The following is a 17,533-nucleotide window of genomic DNA, read 5'->3' as shown; positions in this document are numbered from 1 at the left end:
CCACCGTATACGCCTGAGATGAATCCAATTGAGCAAGTCTGGGCTGAGATTCGTAAACGTGGGTTTAAAAATAAGGCATTTAAGACCTTGGAAGATGTGATTGATAAGCTCCAAGAAGTCATTCAGGGATTGCATTGGTCGGTATTGAAGCCAATTGTTAATAGGCGATGGACCGCTAATATCTATTTTTGATTTTGAATCAGTATTAAATAGGCGACTGTCTCTTTTTGGAAATAGACATTGGATGAGAGACTGGCACTTCCGGTGAATCTCTGTCAAGCAGAAAGGTTTCCATATGTGCTTAGGACCAGAAATACTTTATGATCGTAGGCTTTCTAGCCATTTAAGATGATTTCAATACTTGTAGCTCTGCATCACCTTCGATATAAAAGGTTGATGATAGACTTTCTTGGCCATTATTTACAAATAGCTCTAGGCTATTTGTATCTAGCACAATGGTTAATGTTTTTGCAGCAAGTCTAACAGAGCGTCTAGTAGTATCCCATTCCTCCTCACCAACTTGAGTAAGCTTCAGATGTTGACGGTCTATATAAACTTCTTGTTTTTCTCGGTCAACCCCAAAGAGAAGGTAATCATCGCTTGTTCCTAATTTAAATTGGATTGAATCTACTACTTCAATACTTGTTTGTCCAATAATATCTCTTTCATTTTGCAGGTTTAAAAGAGGCAAGTTATCTATCACAGTTTGTGGCAAAGATTGGGAGATGTTTGTGCCTTCCCGAGTTAGTATGCGCGCAAGCGTCATCTGACCATACCATTTATGCCCTTTTTCGTGGGGAATAATCGTTCTTCCCCATGTATGCATCCAAGCCACCATCACTCGTTCACCATTAGGCCCTTGAGTCGTTTGAGCTGCATAAAAATCATGACCATGATCAATTTCGTCAAAACTCTCAGCAACAAAAGTCTTTGTATCCCAGTCAACAGAACCTTTTACAATGACATTGGAATTAAGGTTTACAAACTCTAACTCATTTCGCTTATATCTCATTGGTGACATGATAAGATAGGACTGGCCATCTATTTCAAAATAGTCTGGGCATTCCCAAACAGGTCCTTGGTGAGGCTCCCCTTTTAAGAAGATTGATTCAAAACGCCAAGTTAGTAAGTCTTCCGATCCTAGGAGAACAATACAACCAACATTATCACGGTGTTTGGTCGCAACCACAGCGTAATAGCGACCGTTGTGTTCAAAGACCTTAGGATCACGAAAATCATTCGCAATGATCTCATCTGGTAGAGTATCTGCTGTTGCAACCGGATTCTTGGCATACTTCTCAAAGCTCACACCATCTGTTGAATAAGCCATGTTTTGCACCTGAGTCACAACTCCGTCATCTCCCACAATATGCCCTGTGTACATGAGCCACAGTTTGTCGTCTTTAACAATTGCAGAACCAGAAAAACAACCGTCTTTATCATAAGGCTGATCTGGGGCTAAGGCAACTGGGAGATACTCCCAGTTGACCAGATCCTTACTTTTAGCATGTCCCCAATGCATCGGTCCCCAAACACTATCATATGGGTTATATTGGTAAAACAGATGGTATTCTCCCTTAAAGTAGATAAAACCATTTGGGTCGTTCATCCAACCCACCTCTGGAGTCAGATGGTACCGAGGTTTAAAATCCTCTATAACAGCCGATTTCTGCTTTGCTATATACTCAGCTGCTCTTTTTATTGCTACCAATAGTAGTCCCTCCTTCATCAAGCTTATTGAGCATTCTTATATTGATCGAAATATTTTTGCTTGATAGCCAACCAGTCTGACAAACCATATTTATCAAGCTCTGCTAAATAGCTATCCCACTCTTTTTCAATGCCACCGTTGACAATCCATTCCGCACGTTTGCGGTAAATATAGTCATTCATATCAGCTTCTACTTGAGCAATGCGGTCCAAATCTTCTTTTTCCATAAAGACACGAGGATAGATATACTCATTCGTCACGTAGTCTAGATAAGTTGCGTGCATGAGATCTAAACGCCATTTGGCATCATCTGGCATTGTCGTTACTGTGCCATAGTAGTCATCCAAGATTGCAAGTGGCCCGCCGACCTCTGTTTTCTGGCGGAGTTCACCAGGTGCTGTACCATTAAGCGGTAGGTGTTTCAAACTGTTTGACGCCTTGTCAAACTCAAAGATATTTTGTTGCTCCTTATCACCATAAGTTCCCCAGTTGTTTTGCACAGACTGAATCGGTACATATTGCGCATCAATCCACTTCGCTGTTAATTCCAAGTTTTTATTAGCAGAGGTGATGACCATACGATCGCGCTGGAAGCCCATGCCATTTGTACGTGTGATATGTCGTTTCCCATTTGGTCCAGCTAATACTGGTAAAATGTCATACGTACCATTCATACCTGTGATATTAGCCTTATCCCAAGTGAAGTAAACACCGTACAGATTTTCACTGCCTTTTGCCAAGTACGTGTTCCAATCGTGCTCAAAAGCTTCTGGATCAATCAAGCCTTTTTCTTGTAACTGACGCATAAACTGCACACCAGCCTTATATTCCTCATTATCTGCTGTGAAATCTACTACGCCATCATTGCCAACAACCAAATGGTCGTCGTTATCTCCGATGCCAAATGCTCCAAAAAGTATCTTGAAGTCTTCACCACCATTTCCATTGACAAAGGACATTGGAATTTCATCTGCTTTGCCATTCCCATTTGGATCTTTTGTCTTGAACGCCTCCAAAACTGTCATTAATTCATCTGTCGTCTGTGGCATTTCCAGTCCTAATTTATCCAACCACTCCACATTAATCCAAGCGATATCACTGACAGTATGGATAGACTTCTTATCCTCTCCCAACTCTTCAATCCAAGGGAACGAATAGATATGGCCATCTGGAGCGGTAATCATAGAGCGGTACTCTGGATGCTCATCTAAGATTTTCTTAAGATTCGGCATATGTTCATCGATCAAATCCTCAACAGGAATGATGACCCCTTGTTTAGCCCAGTTCATCAACTCCACATCAGAAGCACCATCATTGTGGATGGCATCTGGCAAATCACCTGAAGCGATATCTAGATTTCTCTTCTCTCCAAAATCTGATTGGTAGTTGGTCCATTCAATATGTACGCCTGTTTCTTCTTCCAAACGTTGAAAAATCAACTTGTCATTTGGATCTTTTGGTGCTAATGGAGAGCTTGCTGTCATAAATTTCAAGGTCTTTGTTTCCTTGAGTGGGAATGCTACATCTTTTAGTTCATAATCTGGACTAGATGCTGTATTTTTACTGCCACAAGCCGCCAATAGGGCTGCGCTTGCTAAAAGTACAACGGTTGTGGTTAATTTGCGTTTCATTTGAAACCTCCAATTTTTAGTTTATACAAATTAGTTAATGATTATCCCTTCAGGGAACCAGCCATAATTCCTTTGTCAAAGTACTTTTGGAAGAATGGATACATGACAATCAGCGGTAAGCTAGAGATGACAATAGTGGCATATTTTATCATTTCCGCCAATCGCTTGAGCTCATTCATTGCAGCTTGTGCACCAATCATATCCTTTGCTGGCTCACTTTGAATAAGGATTTTTCTAAGGACCAGTTGCAATGGTTCTAGATTTGGGTCTTTAATATAAATCATAGCATCAAAGTAAGAATTCCATTGCCCAACAAAAGCATATAAGAAAAGAACAAACATAATCGGTTTAGCGAGTGGAAGCATAATTTTCCAAAAGACCTGCCAATCGCTAGCACCATCTATGGTTGCAGCTTCAACCAACTCCTCAGGCAAGCCTTGAAAATAGGTTCTAGCCAAAATGATATTCCAAACATTGACAGCACCAGGTAATAGGATCGCCCAGACAGTATTGAGCATCCCTAGGTCCTTGATCAAGAGGTAGGTTGGCACTAAACCTCCTCCAAAAAACATGGTGATAATCAAAAATATATTGATCCACTTCTTTCCAACTAAATTTGGTTTGGACAATGGATAAGCTGTCAGGACAGTGACCGCAACCGTCAAAAAGGCAAAGGAAAAAGAGTAGAAGAAGGAGTTTAAGAAACCTCGTAAAATAGAATCATCTGAAAAGACTCGCTGGTAACCTTCAATCGTCCAATCTTTGGGATTAAAACTAATGCCTTGACTGACTAAAATCTGTGGATCCATAAAGGAAGCTACTAAAATATAGACCAAAGGAAGTAACGTAATTAGCACGAAAAAAGCTAATAAAATCTTATTTAGGACGAGCATCCGCTTGTCAAACTTTGTATAAATCTGTGTATTCATAGCAACTATAACCTCCTATAATCCTTGACCATCATTGAGGCGCTCTACTATTTTATTGACCGAGATCAATAAGATAACATTAATCAATGCATTAAATAGTCCTACAGCTGTCGAATACGAATAATCTCCTGAAACGAGACCAACCTTATAAACATAGGTTGAAATAATCTCTGAACTGGTTAGATTTAGAGATGTCTGCATCAAGAACGCTTTCTCATATCCAACATTCATAATGCCTCCGGCAGCAAGGACAAACTGAATAATCATAATCGGTTTTAATGCTGGGAGATCAATATGCCAAATTCGTTGAAAAATGTTAGCACCATCTAATTTAGCTGCTTCAATTAAGGATGGGTCCACATTCACCAAAGTTGCCGTGTAAAGGGTAGAGGCCCAACCCATGCCTTGCCAAATCCCACTAAAAATATAGAGTGGCCTGAAAAAATCAGGATCCGTTAAGAAATTAGCTTGAATCCCAAAGAGACCTAACAAGCTATTAATGGGACCTCCCACTGAAAAGAATAGAAAGACCATCCCTACAATAACAACTACTGAAATAAAATTAGGAGCATAAAGAATCAATTGAATACGCTTCTTAGCCTTGTCACTTAAGAGTTGATTTAGCATGATTGCCAAGACAATTGGTGGAAAAAAGCCCAGAAGCAATCCATAGATGCTCAGTTTTAGAGTGTTTCCAAGCAATACCCCAAAATTTGGAGACGAGATAAATTTTGTGAATTGCTCAAATCCTATCCACTCACTTCCCCAAACCCCTTGCAAAGGATTGTAATTCTTGAAAGCGATGAGTACCCCATACATGGGGACATACTTAAAAATAAAGGTCAAGATTAAACCAGGTAATAACATTAGCAATAAAATTCGCTGACGCTTAACACGTTGCCACAAACCTGAGCCTTTTGCGTGTTCTCTATCCATAAGTCTCTCCTTTTTGGAAACGTTTCAATTATTGGGTAAAACAACGAGGCCTTAGCCTCTTTGTTAAACGCTTTTTTGGAAACGTTTCAATTATAGTATCATTGTAACCGTTTTTCTTGTTGTTGTCAAGTACTTTTTAGCAAAATTTTTAGACCCTTTCTCCGTCACTTTGTTGTTCCACCCTCATGAAAGGAAACAGGTAACACAACCCTCGTCTCATGTGGTTTATCCTCAATAATACTCAACAGAAGCTCAACCGCCCTCTGAGCCATCTGTTCAAGTGGCTGAACAATCGTTGACACATAACACTCTTGATCTGCAGCTGCTCTTAAGCCATCAAAACCAATCAATTGAAGATCTTTTGGAACAGATCGTCCTAATCGATTAGCCACTTTCATCACTGTCATAGCCATAAAATCATTGACTGTAAAAATGCCATCAACCAACGGATAGGCCCCTAAAAATTGCTCAACCTGTACTTCCAAATCGTGAATAGGTTCTGGCATATCTAACGTTTCAAACGGTACCCCTATTTCTCCTAATTTATCATAAAACCCTTGCTTTCGATAACTTGTCTCATTCTCAAATTGGTTAATCCCTCCTATGTAAGCGAGATAGGTTGCACCTTTTTGAATAAGGACCTCTGCTGCCAAACGTCCTCCCTGATAATTATCTGCTGTCACATAGGGAATTGTCTCAGAGAAATGTCTATCAATGCTGACAAAAGGAAGGTTAGATGAGATGTGTGTATCAATATCAGAATAAGTAATACCAATAATGCCATCCACCTTATTTTTGCCCAACATTTCTATGTATTCACTCTCTTTTTGTCCATCTAATTCTGCATTACAAATAAAGAGCTTATAATTGAGTTGACTTAAACGCTTCTCTACATGGTAAGCAAATTCGCTAAAAAATGGGTGCCAGATTGTAGGAATAATCAAGGCGATAATATTACTTTTATTGGTCTTTAACCCTCTGGCATATTCATCTGGTTGGTAATTTAAAATAGCAATAGCTTCTTGAACTTTTTGCATAGTAGAATCTTTAACCTTGACACCATTGATAACTCTTGATACGGTACCAACTCCTACCCCAGCTAGTTCCGCTACTTCTTTCATTGTCGCTTTCATCTTCTCTCCCCTTCTACTCTTCTATCTCCCATTTCCTATCCCAATCTCTATATCAAAAACAGTTGTATGTTTTTCACAGCCATGTCACTTTGCTAGTTGCCTGTATTCCTTGTTTTAATCTATATGGATTTCCTGATATTTTAGCGTCTAAGCTGTTTTTCTTAATCAAATCATCCCTATCCTCTACTTTCTATCGTTACCCCATTATAAAACATCTCTCGCCATTTGCAAACTAAGAAGATGCTCTATGGCTCCAAAATACACCACCTCAATTCAGCACTCAGCTAACAAAGGAGCTCTGCTATTTTCAAAAAGCTTGTGTTATAATAGAACACATATCAAGAAAGAGGTGCTCTTATGCTGATCGCTGCCATGGTTTTTCAAAAACTGATCGTGCTCTTTTGCCTGATGGCCATGGGCTATTACTTGGCCAAAAAAGAGATACTGACTCCCAAGGTCACGCGCCAACTGTCCAAATTACTGACTACCTATGTCGCTCCCAGTCTTTTCATCTCTTCCTTCCTCAAGGCTGATTATAGCCTGAGGAGTCTGCAATTTCTACTCATAACTATCGGCATGGCTTTCGGTATCCTAGGCAGTCGAATCCTTGTGGTGAGGTACTTGATGCCTAGAAAGAGAGCGATTGACACTTACGCTGTTCTCTTTGCCAATGTGGGTTTCTTGGGCACTCCTTTAGCTTTTGCCGTAGGAGGGCAAGAAGCTGTGTTTTACATCTCGGGTTTTGTCGTTGCTAACCAAATCCTGCAATGGACCTACGGCATCTACCTCCTGACAGGCGACAGAAAACGCATTGCCCTAAAAAATGCCCTAATCAACCCAGCCTCCATCTCGACAGCTGTCGGTCTGCTGTTCTTTATCCTCCCTTTTGACCTCCCTGCTGTAGCCTCAGAGGCCATCGCTAGTTTTGCCTTGCTCAATACCCCCTTATCTACCTTAGTCTTAGGAACCTATTTTTATAAAGCCTCATGGACTGATGTGTTCTGCTACCTTCCTGCCTACTGGACCGCCTTTTTACGCCTGATCATAACCTCAGCTCTCTCTATTTTACTGATTTATTGCCTCCCTATCGGAACGCCTAGCCTTAAGCTAGCCCTAACCATTGCTTCCTGCTCGCCAACCGCCATGAACACCGCCCTTTTCAGCCAGATCTATGGCAACGACTACGGTTACGGGTCTCGCCTGGTCCTCCTCACAACCATCCTCTCCCTCCTCAGCCTGCCTCTGATGATGGGAATTGCTAGCCAACTCTATCTCCATTGATAATCACCTCAAATAGTGGTTACTCTGTTTGATTTTGAATGAGTAAACTAGCTAAAAATAGCTCTGCTGTCCAAGAAATTTTAGAACCAGTAGATCTTTCAAAATTCGCATTAACCATAAAAGCCTTAGAATCGCTTCAGTAAAGCTTTTGATTCTAGGGCTTTTTCACATAAGATTTTCCTTGGCTTTAGCTACGCTAACCAAGCAATTGACTTTTCTGGATGACATCTTCTCTCTAGGAACACCAGCAAAATTGTTGGCCAAGACAGAAATCTAAGACAAAGCCTGCTTGGTATCCAGGACAATCGTCACCGGACCATCATTGACTAGGCTGACCTGCATATCAGCTGCAAAGATGCCCTCCTCTACAGGAACAAACGAACGGAGAGCCTGATTCAATTGCTCATAGAGTTCCTTGGCCTTATCTGCGTTTGCGCCGCCATTAAAAGCCGGCCGGTTCCCTTTTTTAGTATCTGCAAAGAGGGTAAATTGAGAAACCGACAGAATCCTCCCTGCAATATCCTGAATAGACCAATTCATCTTGCCAGCATCATCTGAAAAGATCCGCATATTGACAATCTTTCTGACTGCATAATCCAGATCCTTCTGAGAATCATCCGGCCCTACACCAACTAATAGCAACAACCCTTGATGAATCTGACCGACTACTTTTTGGTCAACAGTGACCGACGCTTCCTGCACGCGCTGTATGACAATTTTCATTTCATTCATTCCTACTTCAATGGACCAAGAAACCAAAGATTTTCCTCTGAAGCTACCATCTCTCTGACAGTTATTTCAAAAGGGCTGTGCTGATAACTATTTTTCACATCAACCATTGGTTCGCTTGACCGAATAAACTTCTGGTACCGACTTAATCTTGTCGACAATTGTTGTCAGGCTAGACAAATTCGAGATAAAGAAACTGATATGGATATTGGCAAACTTCATGTCCTTGGTCGGCTGGGCATTGACACTGGAAATATTATGGTTAGAATTGGTCAAGACCTTGAGCACATCGTTGAGAAGTCCTGAACGATTAAGGCCGTAGATATCAACCTCAGCCAAGTATTCCTTGTTCGAGTTAGAATCTTCCCACTCCACGTCAATCAAGCGTTGCTCATAATTTTCCTGACTCTTGAGATTCATGCAGTCCGTCCGATGGATAGCCACTCCGCGCCCCTTGGTGATATAGCCAACAATCTCATCACCTGGCACAGGGCTACAGCACTTAGCAATCCGCATCATGAGGCCTGATGCCCCTTGAATAATAACACCGCCCTCATGTTTGACTTTGAGGTTGTCCTTGTGCTTATGCTCCTGCTTGACTTCACCACCCTTGACCAATTCATCAGCAACAGCCTTGGCTTTGGCACGCTCAGCTTCACGGCGCTCTTTTTCCGTTAGACGGTTAAAGACTGAAATAGCTGAAATCTCTCCAAATCCAATAGCTGCAAAGATCGCTTCTTCCGTCTTGTAGCCTGTCTTTTGAAGAGCTTCTTCCATGTGTTTGCGATCCAGGTATTTATTAGCGACGTAGCCATTTTCCTGAAGAACTTCTTGGAGCATTTCCCGACCTTTGACGATGGATAGCTCCTTGTCCTGATTTTTGAAAAATTGACGAATTTTGTTTCTGGCCTTGTGGGTTTTAACGATAGTAATCCAGTCACGACTCGGCCCAAAGGAATTACTGGACGTGATGATTTCTACCTGATCCCCTGTTTTTAGCTTAGTCGTGAGGGGCACCATGCGACCGTTGACCTTGGCCCCCGTCGCCCTCTCACCGACATTGGTATGGATGTCATAGGCAAAATCAATCGGCCCAGAGTCCTTGGGCAACTCACGGACATCCCCGTTTGGTGTAAAGACATAGATCCGCTCGGTGAAGATATCCTCCTTAACCGAGGAGACAAAGCCCTGGGCGTCATCGCTATCCGCCTGCAATTCCAGCATATTGGCAATCCAAGACATGCCAAGAGCGGTCTCTTTTTGCTCCACCTTGCCCGTCATGCCCTTTTTATAAGCCCAGTGGGCGGCTACCCCGTACTCTGCCACCTCGTGCATTTCCTGGGTCCTAATCTGAAACTCAATCGGTCCTTTAGGCCCATAAACCGTCGTGTGGATTGACTGATAGCCGTTGGCCTTAGGATTAGCGATATAATCCTTGAACCTCCCAGGCATAGGACGCCATAACTCATGGATATAACCTAGCATGGCATAGACATCACTCGGTGTATTCATGATACAGCGAATAGCGATCAGATCGTAAAGCTCATCGAATCGCTTGTGCTTATCGTGCATCTTGCGGTATATAGAATAAATGTGCTTGGGTCGACCATTGATCTGTCCTTTGAGATGACGTTCTTCTGTGTAGGTCGAAATTTTTTCAACCACCTCATCAACCAAAGCCTCGCGCTCCCTACGCTTTTCCTTCATCAGACGTGAAATTCGGTAAAACTCATCCTCATTGAGGTATCGGAAACTCATGTCTTCCAATTCCCACTTGACAGACGAAATCCCCAACCGATGAGCAAGCGGTGCATAGATTTCCATTGTTTCACGTGAAATCCGCTCCTGCTTATCCTTTCGCAAATGCTTGATGGTCCGCATATTGTGGAGCCTATCCGCCAGCTTGACCAAAATAACCCGCATGTCCTGTGACATGGCAATCAGCATTTTGCGGTGGTTCTCCGCCAACTGTTCTTCGTGGCTCTTATACTCCACCTTACCGAGCTTGGTCACGCCATCCACGATTAGACGGACATCGCTTCCGAAGTCTCGTTCCAAATCGTCCAAAGTGACTTCTGTGTCCTCAACCACATCATGCAAAAAGCCACAGGCCACCGTCACTGCATCTAGATGAAGACCAGCCAGTATCCCTGCCACCTGAATCGGGTGGATAATATAGGGTTCACCAGATTTTCTAAACTGTCCCTCGTGACTAGCAACAGCATAATCCAAGGCCCTGCTTACAAACGTCACATCCTCTTTAGTCAAATACTGGGCAACTAGGGCAACAACCTCTTCCCCAGTCAAATTTATCTCTTTCGGCATCTCTGCTATCTCCTTGAAATCTTGTTCCTATTTTACCATTTTTTTCGGGAAAATAGCGCAAAGCTACTCCTCATTTCTCCTGTTTTCCACAGTTTTTCACCGTTTTGTGGAAAATACCCTTTATCTGTGGAAAACTCCTCATCCAAAAAGCTACCTTTGCCCGCATTTTTCATGTCTTCTACAAGGTTTTCCACAAACTGTTAATAACCTGTTGATAATCTGACCTTTCTTTTTAAAAACGAGGGTAACCTCCTCTCTCGGAAATGACATCTAATAGTTCATGTTATATTTTCTTACATGATTTTTTAAAAAAACTTGCTTTTTAAAAAAGATTAGAGTATAATCAAATCATTCTAAATTTTCTGGAGGTCTTCTATGGATAAAAAGAAATCGAATCGTGGCGCTCTGCTAGGGGCTGCTTTCATCATGGCAACATCTGCTATCGGACCTGGTTTCCTAACACAGACCGCTAAATTTACCAATGACTTTGGAGCTAGTTTTGGTTTTGTTATATTATCTTCCATCGTTCTAGCCCTTATCGTCCAGCTCAATGTTTGGCGTGTCCTAACCGTCAGCAACCTCCGTGGACAAGATGTCGGCAACAAGTTGCTTCCTGGCCTTGGCTATTTTCTAGCCTTTCTCATTGTTCTTGGAGGGTTGGTCTTCAATATCGGAAACGTTGGAGGCGGCGCCCTAGGCTTTAACACCCTCTTAGGGATTCCTACAACCATCGGTTGTTTCCTAGCTGGTGGTCTAGCTATCCTCATCTTTCTCTTTAAAGATGCTATGGCAGCCATGGACAAGTTCACTAAGATCTTAGGAGCGATCATGATTGCCGTCATCTTTATCGTTATCCTTATGGTTCAACCGCCCATTGGGATGGCACTGAAAGAAACCATTGCTCCTTCATCAGGGATCACGTCTCTCTTTAGCCCAATTCTGACCCTTCTCGGCGGAACAGTTGGTGGCTACATTACTTATGCAGGAGCCCACCGTCTCATTGATGCTGGCTACACTGGTCTAGATAATCTCAATCATATCAAACGCTCTGCTGTCATGGGCATCTCTATTGCAACAATCGTCCGTGTCTTTCTCTTTCTTGCTATCTTGGGAGTCGTGGTCAAGGGTGTAACTCTGGATCCATCTAACCCTGCTGCTGATGCTTTCAAGCAAGGCGCTGGTGAACTTGGCTACCGCTTCTTCGGCCTTGTCCTACTCTCAGCTGCAGTTACCTCTATCGTTGGTGCTGCTTACACTTCTGTGTCCTTCCTCAAAACCTTGCATCCTCTGATCCAAAAAAACGATAAACTGGTGACCATCTGCTTCATCATCTTATCTACCCTTGTGATGGCACTTATTGGTCAACCAGCTAATCTTTTAGTCATTGCTGGAGCTCTCAATGGTTTGATTCTCCCAATTACCCTAGGGGTTTGTTTGATTGCTAGCCAAAAAACCAGTATAATGGGAGAGACCTACCGCCATCCTAAATGGCTACTCGTTACAGGAATCATAGTGGTTATCATCACTGCTTACCTAGGAATTACATCGCTCTCCAATCTAGGGCAGTTATTCGCTTAGAGACAAGTCGCCCTCTCTCAAGGCTGTGAACCTGTATTGATCAGCTGATCACCACAGACGGCTAACACTCACCCTAGGCGGGGTCAAACTGCAAGACCTGTGGTTTGACTCTGCTTTTCTTGCTTTGGAAAATAGCAGAGCTGCTAAGGATACAAGCCTAGTTAGTCTATCTGGTTTATGGGCCATCCTCGTAGCTCTCTTTTCCCAAGTTCAAACACATTTACCCAGGAGTTTTTACATGGACTACACCATCCGAACAGCTGGTGATTCAGCTCTTCTTATCGCATTTGAACAGGCGATCAAGCCTGAAATTAATCAACGCATCAAGGGGCTCCTACAACTCATGAAGGAGCAACCCATTGAAGGGGTCTTAGACATCATCCCGGCATTCGCCTCCTTGCTTTTAACCTATGATCCCCGCATTATTTCCTATAGTAGCCTCAGCAAACGTCTTTCCAAACTACTCAAGCTTAACATCAAGACCAAGGACGGTCAACACCGTATTCTCGAGATCCCCGTCCGCTATGACGGTGACTACGGACCCGATCTAGACTTTGTCGCTCAACATGCTGGTCTCTCCAAAGAAGAGGTCATCCATCGCCATAGCAGTCGCGATTACTTGATTTACATGCTAGGCTTTCTTCCAGGATTTACCTATCTTGGTGGCCTCGATGAAGCCATCCATACCCCACGCCTGGACAATCCCCGCCTGTCTATCGAGGCTGGTAGCGTCGGCATCGGGGGCAATCAGACCGGGATTTACCCGATCAGCTCACCTGGTGGTTGGCAGCTGATTGGCCGTACGCCTGTCAAGACCTATGACCCTAGTCGCAAAACACCGATTCTCTTTGAAGCGGGAGACTACATCCGCTTCAAGCCTATTAGCCAAGAAGAATTTGACGCTATTGAAAAAGCGGTCGCAGAAGGCTCCTATTCCATCACCATTCTCACCGAAGAGGAGGTACGCCATGGGCATTAGAATTCTCAAACCCGGTCTGATGACCACTGTCCAAGACTTGGGCCGAAACGGTTACCAGAGCCAAGGTTTTGGCGTGTCTGGGGTCATGGACGTCCGCAGTTTTCGGATTGCCAACCTCTTAATTGACAATCCTGAAAACGAAGCGGTCCTTGAATTTGCCCTTGTGGGCCCTACGCTTGAATTCACCCAAGATACTATCATTGCCATCACAGGTGGAGATTTCCAACCAACCATTAACGGTGAGGCAGCTCCTATGTACACAGCGATTTATATGCACAAGGGGGATGTCCTTGCTTTCGGCGGTGCCCGAACAGGTTCCAGGGGCTACATCAGCTTCTCCAGCTACTTGCAAATCCCGGTCGTCATGGGCAGTCGCTCTACCAATGTCAAGGTTGGTATCGGTGGCTTCAAGGGCCGAAAATTGCAGGCAGATGACTTTATCGGTTTTCGAATCAATCGCCTCTACCTGCCCTATTTCCTGTCACGGACCTTAGATATCGACGAATTCAACCAGGAAGAGGAGACCCTACGCGTTGTTCTCGGTCCCCAAGACCATCATTTTACAAAGCAAGGTCTCCACACCTTCCTCAATGAAACCTATACGGTGACCGGTGATTTTGACCGCATGGGCTGCCGCTTAGAAGGGCCTTACATTGCCCACAAGGAAAAGGCCGACATCATCTCAGATGGAACCACCTTTGGTTCTATTCAGGTCCCTGCTCATGGCAAACCGATTATTCTCTTGGCCGATCGCCAAACCACTGGTGGCTATGCTAAAATCGCAACGGTCGCTTCTGTCGATCTCCCTAAATTGGTCCAACGCAAAACGGATCACCATATCCGATTTAAAGCCATCAGTGTTGAAGAAGCCCAACACCTCATTGCTCAAGAAATGAAAGAATACAAACGCATGCGTCAAACTATCCACCAGCCTTGCCGAGAAGTTTTAGACAGACGCCAGGTTGCTAAACGTTTGGCCACCCTATTCCAATAGGAGGAACTCATGAATTTAGAAAACATTAAAGAATTGGTTGCTATCTTTGAAAATTCTAGTCTCAGTGAATTGACACTAGAAGAAGGTGATCGTAAGATTTCCCTTGGACGCAAACTGACTACTGATCCTATCGTAACAGCGGCTCCCATGGCGACGAGTCATAATTCTTTACCAGCTGAAGACGATGACAATGACGAAGATTTTGTTACATCGCCAATCGTCGGAACGTTCTACTCAGCAGCAGGACCTGATATTCCAGCCTTTGCCCGTGTCGGCGATAAACTTAAGGCTGGTCAAACCATCTGTATCGTTGAAGCTATGAAACTGATGAATGAACTGACCGTTGACTTCGATTGTGAGGTTGAGGCCATCCTCGTCAGCAACGAACAAAAAGTCGAATACGGTCAGCCTCTCTTTAGAATCAAGAAACTCTAGGCGGTGGCCCTATGATTAAAAAAGTACTGATTGCCAACCGCGGAGAAATTGCGGTCCGTATTATTCGTGCCTGTCGCAATATGGGCATTAAGTCTGTTGCTATCTATTCCAAAGAAGACAGCAAGAGCCTTCATGTCAAACTGGCGGACCAGCGGGTCTGTATCGGAGAAGGACCCGCACGTAATTCCTATCTCAATAAGGAGCGGATCATCTCAGCAGCCCTCAACGTCAATGCTGACGCCATTCACCCAGGATTCGGTTTTCTATCTGAAAATGCAGATTTTGCCCGCCTCTGTGCTGAACACAAACTCATCTTCATCGGTCCCAAACCTGAAGTCATTGAACAGATGGGCAACAAATCCCAAGCTCGAAAAACCATGACCGCTGCTCAGGTCCCTGTTGTCCCAGGTAGTCCCAGCCACCTCAATGATGTTTCAGAGGCTAAAAAGCTCATTGATCAGATTGGTTTTCCTATTATGATTAAGGCCTCTTCAGGCGGCGGTGGCAAGGGCATGCGAGTCTCTCGCTCTGCCTTAGACTTTGAAGACCAGTTCACTATCGCTCAGAGTGAATCAATTAATGCCTTTGCGGACGATTCTATGTATCTGGAAAAATATGTCGATGAACCTAAACACATCGAAATCCAAATCATAGCTGATCACTTTGGCAACGTCGTTGCGCTAGGTGAACGCGATTGTTCCGTCCAGCGTAACCACCAGAAATTAATCGAAGAATCGCCATCGCCTTCCATCGATGAAGCTACCCGTCAGGCGCTCAACCAAGCGGCTATCAAGGCTGCAAAGGCTGTCAACTACACCAATGCAGGTACGGTTGAATTTATCATGGACAAGCATCAAAATTTTTACTTCATGGAGATGAATACTCGCATTCAAGTAGAACACGGTGTGACAGAGATGGTCACAGGAACCGACCTGATCATCGAGCAGATCCGTGTTGCCAGCGGGCTTCCTCTGTCTTTCAACCAGGAAGATATCGCCATCCGTGGCCACGCTATCGAATGTCGTATCAACGCTGAGATTCCAGCCAAGAATTTTATGCCAAATCCTGGCCCTATCAATCATCTCCACCTACCAGCAGGCAATGGTGTGCGCGTCGACACGGGCCTCTACACAGGCTATCGCATTCCATCTGAGTATGACTCTATGATTGCCAAAGTCATCGTTCACGCGCCAGACCGCCTAGCTGCTATCCAAAAGATGAAAACAGCCCTCAATGAGATGGTTGTACTCGGTGTTGAGACCAACTTGGATTTCCAATTCCAGATCATGCACCACCCTCAATTTATCGAAGGGGATATTGATACCAGCTTTATTGAAAAGCTGTTGAATAGATAAGGAGACCTTATGACCTATCGTGTTGATTTAAACAGTGACCTAGGCGAGAGCTTTGGTGCCTACCGCATCGGCCAAGATCAGGAGATCATTCCCCTCATTACCTCCGCCAATGTGGCTTGCGGTTACCATGCTGGCGACCCTTTGGTTATGGAAAAAACTTGTCAACTGGTTACAAAAGCTGGTATCGCTATGGGCGCCCATCCAGGATTTCCAGATCTTATCGGCTTTGGTCGACGTAATATGCAAGTTAGCCCCAGCGAAGTTGCTGCCTATGTCACCTACCAGCTTGGAGCTCTTGAAGCCTTCACCAGACACCACGGCATCAAACTCCAGCATGTCAAGCCCCACGGAGCTCTCTACAACATGGCTACTAAAGACAAAGACCTAGCGACAGCTATCGCCGAATCCGTCGCTCGCTTTGATGACAAGCTCATCCTGCTCTGTCCTGGAGCCAGCGAAATGGCCTTGGCCGGACAGGCTGCTGGTCTTCGTATCGCCAAAGAAGTCTTTGCTGACCGTGCCTATGAAAAGGACGGCTCCCTTGTTGCACGTACTAAGGAAGGCGCCATGATTACGGACGAAAACCTCGCAATCGACCGTCTCATCCAGATGATTACCAAAGGTACCGTAACATCGATAGACGGCAAGGAAATCCCTATCCAGGCTGATTCCATCTGCGTCCACGGTGACGGTCCTAAGGCTCTCGCCTTTGTTCAAAAAATCAGAACCAGCTTTACAGATCTGGACATCCAACTAGCACCCCTCACTGAGATTGTTTCGTAAATAGGTATCAATTCGATATTTTAAAAAACTTAGAAACAGGTCTCAAAAATGGCCATTCTAAGTTTTTTCACATTCTACCGTGGACCAATTGGACTAAGTCGTTTAAAAATAATAGAGAGGTTGGGACAATTGTCCCAACCTCTCTATTTTAGTTGTAAAGAGATGCTCCTCAAAGAAGAGAAATCTAGAATCAATAAGCAACTCAATTATCTAATGCGCTCAGTTCATTAATGTTTATAAACCAAAAATCGGTCAAGACATTGACCAACTGATCGGGTCAGAATGGGAAAAGAGCCATTGACACTAATTAAAACAAGCATATCACCATTAACTTTCCAACTTCTGCTCGTTCCCCGTACCGTAGAGGTAGAGGACATCCGTCTCCTGAAGAAGCTTGACAATCCGACTCAAATCCAATGTTTCAAAAATCTGATCAATGTAGGTATGATAAGCTTGAGCGACAGCTGCAAAGGTAGAGTTTTGTAGAACGTGTTTAGCCTTTTGCTGGTATTTAAGAACCAAGAGACGGAGTTCCGTGAAACTATCTAACGCTAACTTTTTCAAAAGTCGAAAAATGCTAGTATGAGACACAAAGCAGGCATCAGCCAGCTCTTGACTGGTCAACTTCGTCAAGGAACTCTCAGGTCTTTGCAAATAGGCAATAATTTCTCGTTCCTGTGGCGAAAGCTCCTGATAATGCTGATTAATCACATCCAGAAATTCCATCCGCTTCT

General features: G+C 43.9%; 15 protein-coding genes and 1 pseudogene. 8 read left to right on the top strand and 8 right to left on the bottom strand.

What is annotated here, in order from left to right:
* Window positions 1-192 (top strand): annotated as a pseudogene (locus ABID29_RS10465) (IS630 family transposase); the annotation flags it as partial.
* Between the two features lie 151 nt (window positions 193-343).
* On the opposite strand, the gene ABID29_RS10460 reads toward ABID29_RS10465, so the two are convergent.
* The 5 genes from ABID29_RS10460 to ABID29_RS10440 form a co-directional block, all read right to left on the bottom strand.
* The gene (locus tag ABID29_RS10460; protein WP_354366074.1) at window positions 344-1,711 is read right to left on the bottom strand and encodes a glycoside hydrolase family 32 protein; all 1,368 of its coding nucleotides are present in this window, start codon (window positions 1,709-1,711) and stop codon (window positions 344-346) included.
* A gap of 23 nt (window positions 1,712-1,734) precedes the next feature.
* On the bottom strand, window positions 1,735-3,342 hold the full coding sequence (locus tag ABID29_RS10455; protein ID WP_354366073.1) for an ABC transporter substrate-binding protein: 1,608 nt from the start codon (window positions 3,340-3,342) through the stop codon (window positions 1,735-1,737).
* A 41-nt stretch (window positions 3,343-3,383) separates the two neighbouring features.
* Window positions 3,384-4,271 carry a carbohydrate ABC transporter permease gene (locus ABID29_RS10450; protein ID WP_168548928.1) on the bottom strand — a complete coding sequence of 296 codons (888 nt, stop codon included), beginning with the start codon at window positions 4,269-4,271 and terminating at the stop codon, window positions 3,384-3,386.
* Between the two features lie 15 nt (window positions 4,272-4,286).
* On the bottom strand, window positions 4,287-5,207 hold the full coding sequence (locus ABID29_RS10445) for an ABC transporter permease (protein ID WP_354366072.1): 921 nt from the start codon (window positions 5,205-5,207) through the stop codon (window positions 4,287-4,289).
* A 164-nt stretch (window positions 5,208-5,371) separates the two neighbouring features.
* Window positions 5,372-6,340, bottom strand: a complete 969-nt coding sequence (locus ABID29_RS10440) for a LacI family DNA-binding transcriptional regulator (RefSeq protein ID WP_354366071.1) — start codon at window positions 6,338-6,340, stop codon at window positions 5,372-5,374.
* A 357-nt stretch (window positions 6,341-6,697) separates the two neighbouring features.
* On the opposite strand from ABID29_RS10440, the gene ABID29_RS10435 reads away from it, so the two are divergent.
* Entirely contained in the window at window positions 6,698-7,621 is a 924-nt protein-coding gene (locus ABID29_RS10435) for an AEC family transporter (RefSeq protein WP_354366070.1), read from the top strand.
* Between the two features lie 273 nt (window positions 7,622-7,894).
* Here the strand turns inward: ABID29_RS10435 and dtd are convergent, their stop codons facing one another.
* Together dtd and ABID29_RS10425 are read right to left on the bottom strand one after the other, a co-directional pair.
* The gene (gene dtd / locus ABID29_RS10430) at window positions 7,895-8,344 is read right to left on the bottom strand and encodes a D-aminoacyl-tRNA deacylase (RefSeq protein ID WP_354366069.1); all 450 of its coding nucleotides are present in this window, start codon (window positions 8,342-8,344) and stop codon (window positions 7,895-7,897) included.
* A gap of 108 nt (window positions 8,345-8,452) precedes the next feature.
* Window positions 8,453-10,675: a RelA/SpoT family protein gene (locus ABID29_RS10425; RefSeq protein ID WP_354366068.1), complete on the bottom strand. Its 2,223-nt coding sequence runs from the start codon at window positions 10,673-10,675 to the stop codon at window positions 8,453-8,455.
* A 375-nt stretch (window positions 10,676-11,050) separates the two neighbouring features.
* Here ABID29_RS10425 and ABID29_RS10420 point away from each other — a divergent pair, with 375 nt between their 5' ends.
* The 6 genes from ABID29_RS10420 (at window position 11,051) to ABID29_RS10395 (ending at window position 16,799) form a co-directional block, all read left to right on the top strand.
* Window positions 11,051-12,253, top strand: coding sequence for an NRAMP family divalent metal transporter (locus tag ABID29_RS10420; RefSeq protein WP_354366067.1), 1,203 nt, complete (start codon window positions 11,051-11,053; stop codon window positions 12,251-12,253).
* 238 nt (window positions 12,254-12,491) lie between these two features.
* Entirely contained in the window at window positions 12,492-13,232 is a 741-nt protein-coding gene (pxpB, locus tag ABID29_RS10415) for a 5-oxoprolinase subunit PxpB (protein ID WP_354366066.1), read from the top strand.
* Window positions 13,222-14,226 carry a 5-oxoprolinase subunit C family protein gene (locus ABID29_RS10410; protein ID WP_354366065.1) on the top strand — a complete coding sequence of 335 codons (1,005 nt, stop codon included), beginning with the start codon at window positions 13,222-13,224 and terminating at the stop codon, window positions 14,224-14,226. The genes pxpB and ABID29_RS10410 overlap by 11 nt, the downstream gene beginning before the upstream one ends.
* A gap of 9 nt (window positions 14,227-14,235) precedes the next feature.
* Window positions 14,236-14,661 carry an acetyl-CoA carboxylase biotin carboxyl carrier protein gene (gene accB / locus ABID29_RS10405; RefSeq protein ID WP_168548918.1) on the top strand — a complete coding sequence of 142 codons (426 nt, stop codon included), beginning with the start codon at window positions 14,236-14,238 and terminating at the stop codon, window positions 14,659-14,661.
* An 11-nt stretch (window positions 14,662-14,672) separates the two neighbouring features.
* On the top strand, window positions 14,673-16,016 hold the full coding sequence (gene accC / locus ABID29_RS10400; protein ID WP_354366064.1) for an acetyl-CoA carboxylase biotin carboxylase subunit: 1,344 nt from the start codon (window positions 14,673-14,675) through the stop codon (window positions 16,014-16,016).
* A gap of 9 nt (window positions 16,017-16,025) precedes the next feature.
* Complete coding sequence (locus ABID29_RS10395; protein ID WP_354366063.1) at window positions 16,026-16,799, top strand: LamB/YcsF family protein; 774 nt, start codon at window positions 16,026-16,028, stop codon at window positions 16,797-16,799.
* Window positions 16,800-17,126: 327 nt separating this feature from the next.
* On the opposite strand, the gene ABID29_RS10390 is transcribed toward ABID29_RS10395, so the two are convergent.
* Window positions 17,127-17,525: a MurR/RpiR family transcriptional regulator gene (locus ABID29_RS10390; RefSeq protein WP_354366062.1), complete on the bottom strand. Its 399-nt coding sequence runs from the start codon at window positions 17,523-17,525 to the stop codon at window positions 17,127-17,129.
* Window positions 17,526-17,533: the final 8 nt, after the last annotated feature.

The sequence above is a fragment of the Streptococcus rupicaprae genome, from assembly GCF_040545225.1.
Lineage (GTDB): Bacteria > Bacillota > Bacilli > Lactobacillales > Streptococcaceae > Streptococcus > Streptococcus rupicaprae.
Note: the sequence above shows the minus strand (reverse complement) of the source record. Positions and strands in the feature narration are given on the sequence as shown.

Coding starts and splice junctions, on each gene's coding strand:
- ABID29_RS10455 (WP_354366073.1), bottom strand. CDS start 3,342: ATGAAACGCAAATTAACCACAACCGTTGTACTTTTAGCAAGCGCAGCC.
- ABID29_RS10450 (WP_168548928.1), bottom strand. CDS start 4,271: ATGAATACACAGATTTATACAAAGTTTGACAAGCGGATGCTCGTCCTA.
- ABID29_RS10445 (WP_354366072.1), bottom strand. CDS start 5,207: ATGGATAGAGAACACGCAAAAGGCTCAGGTTTGTGGCAACGTGTTAAG.
- ABID29_RS10440 (WP_354366071.1), bottom strand. CDS start 6,340: ATGAAAGCGACAATGAAAGAAGTAGCGGAACTAGCTGGGGTAGGAGTT.
- ABID29_RS10435 (WP_354366070.1), top strand. CDS start 6,698: ATGCTGATCGCTGCCATGGTTTTTCAAAAACTGATCGTGCTCTTTTGC.
- dtd (WP_354366069.1), bottom strand. CDS start 8,344: ATGAAAATTGTCATACAGCGCGTGCAGGAAGCGTCGGTCACTGTTGAC.
- ABID29_RS10425 (WP_354366068.1), bottom strand. CDS start 10,675: ATGCCGAAAGAGATAAATTTGACTGGGGAAGAGGTTGTTGCCCTAGTT.
- ABID29_RS10420 (WP_354366067.1), top strand. CDS start 11,051: ATGGATAAAAAGAAATCGAATCGTGGCGCTCTGCTAGGGGCTGCTTTC.
- pxpB (WP_354366066.1), top strand. CDS start 12,492: ATGGACTACACCATCCGAACAGCTGGTGATTCAGCTCTTCTTATCGCA.
- ABID29_RS10410 (WP_354366065.1), top strand. CDS start 13,222: ATGGGCATTAGAATTCTCAAACCCGGTCTGATGACCACTGTCCAAGAC.
- accB (WP_168548918.1), top strand. CDS start 14,236: ATGAATTTAGAAAACATTAAAGAATTGGTTGCTATCTTTGAAAATTCT.
- accC (WP_354366064.1), top strand. CDS start 14,673: ATGATTAAAAAAGTACTGATTGCCAACCGCGGAGAAATTGCGGTCCGT.
- ABID29_RS10395 (WP_354366063.1), top strand. CDS start 16,026: ATGACCTATCGTGTTGATTTAAACAGTGACCTAGGCGAGAGCTTTGGT.
- ABID29_RS10390 (WP_354366062.1), bottom strand. CDS start 17,525: ATGGAATTTCTGGATGTGATTAATCAGCATTATCAGGAGCTTTCGCCA.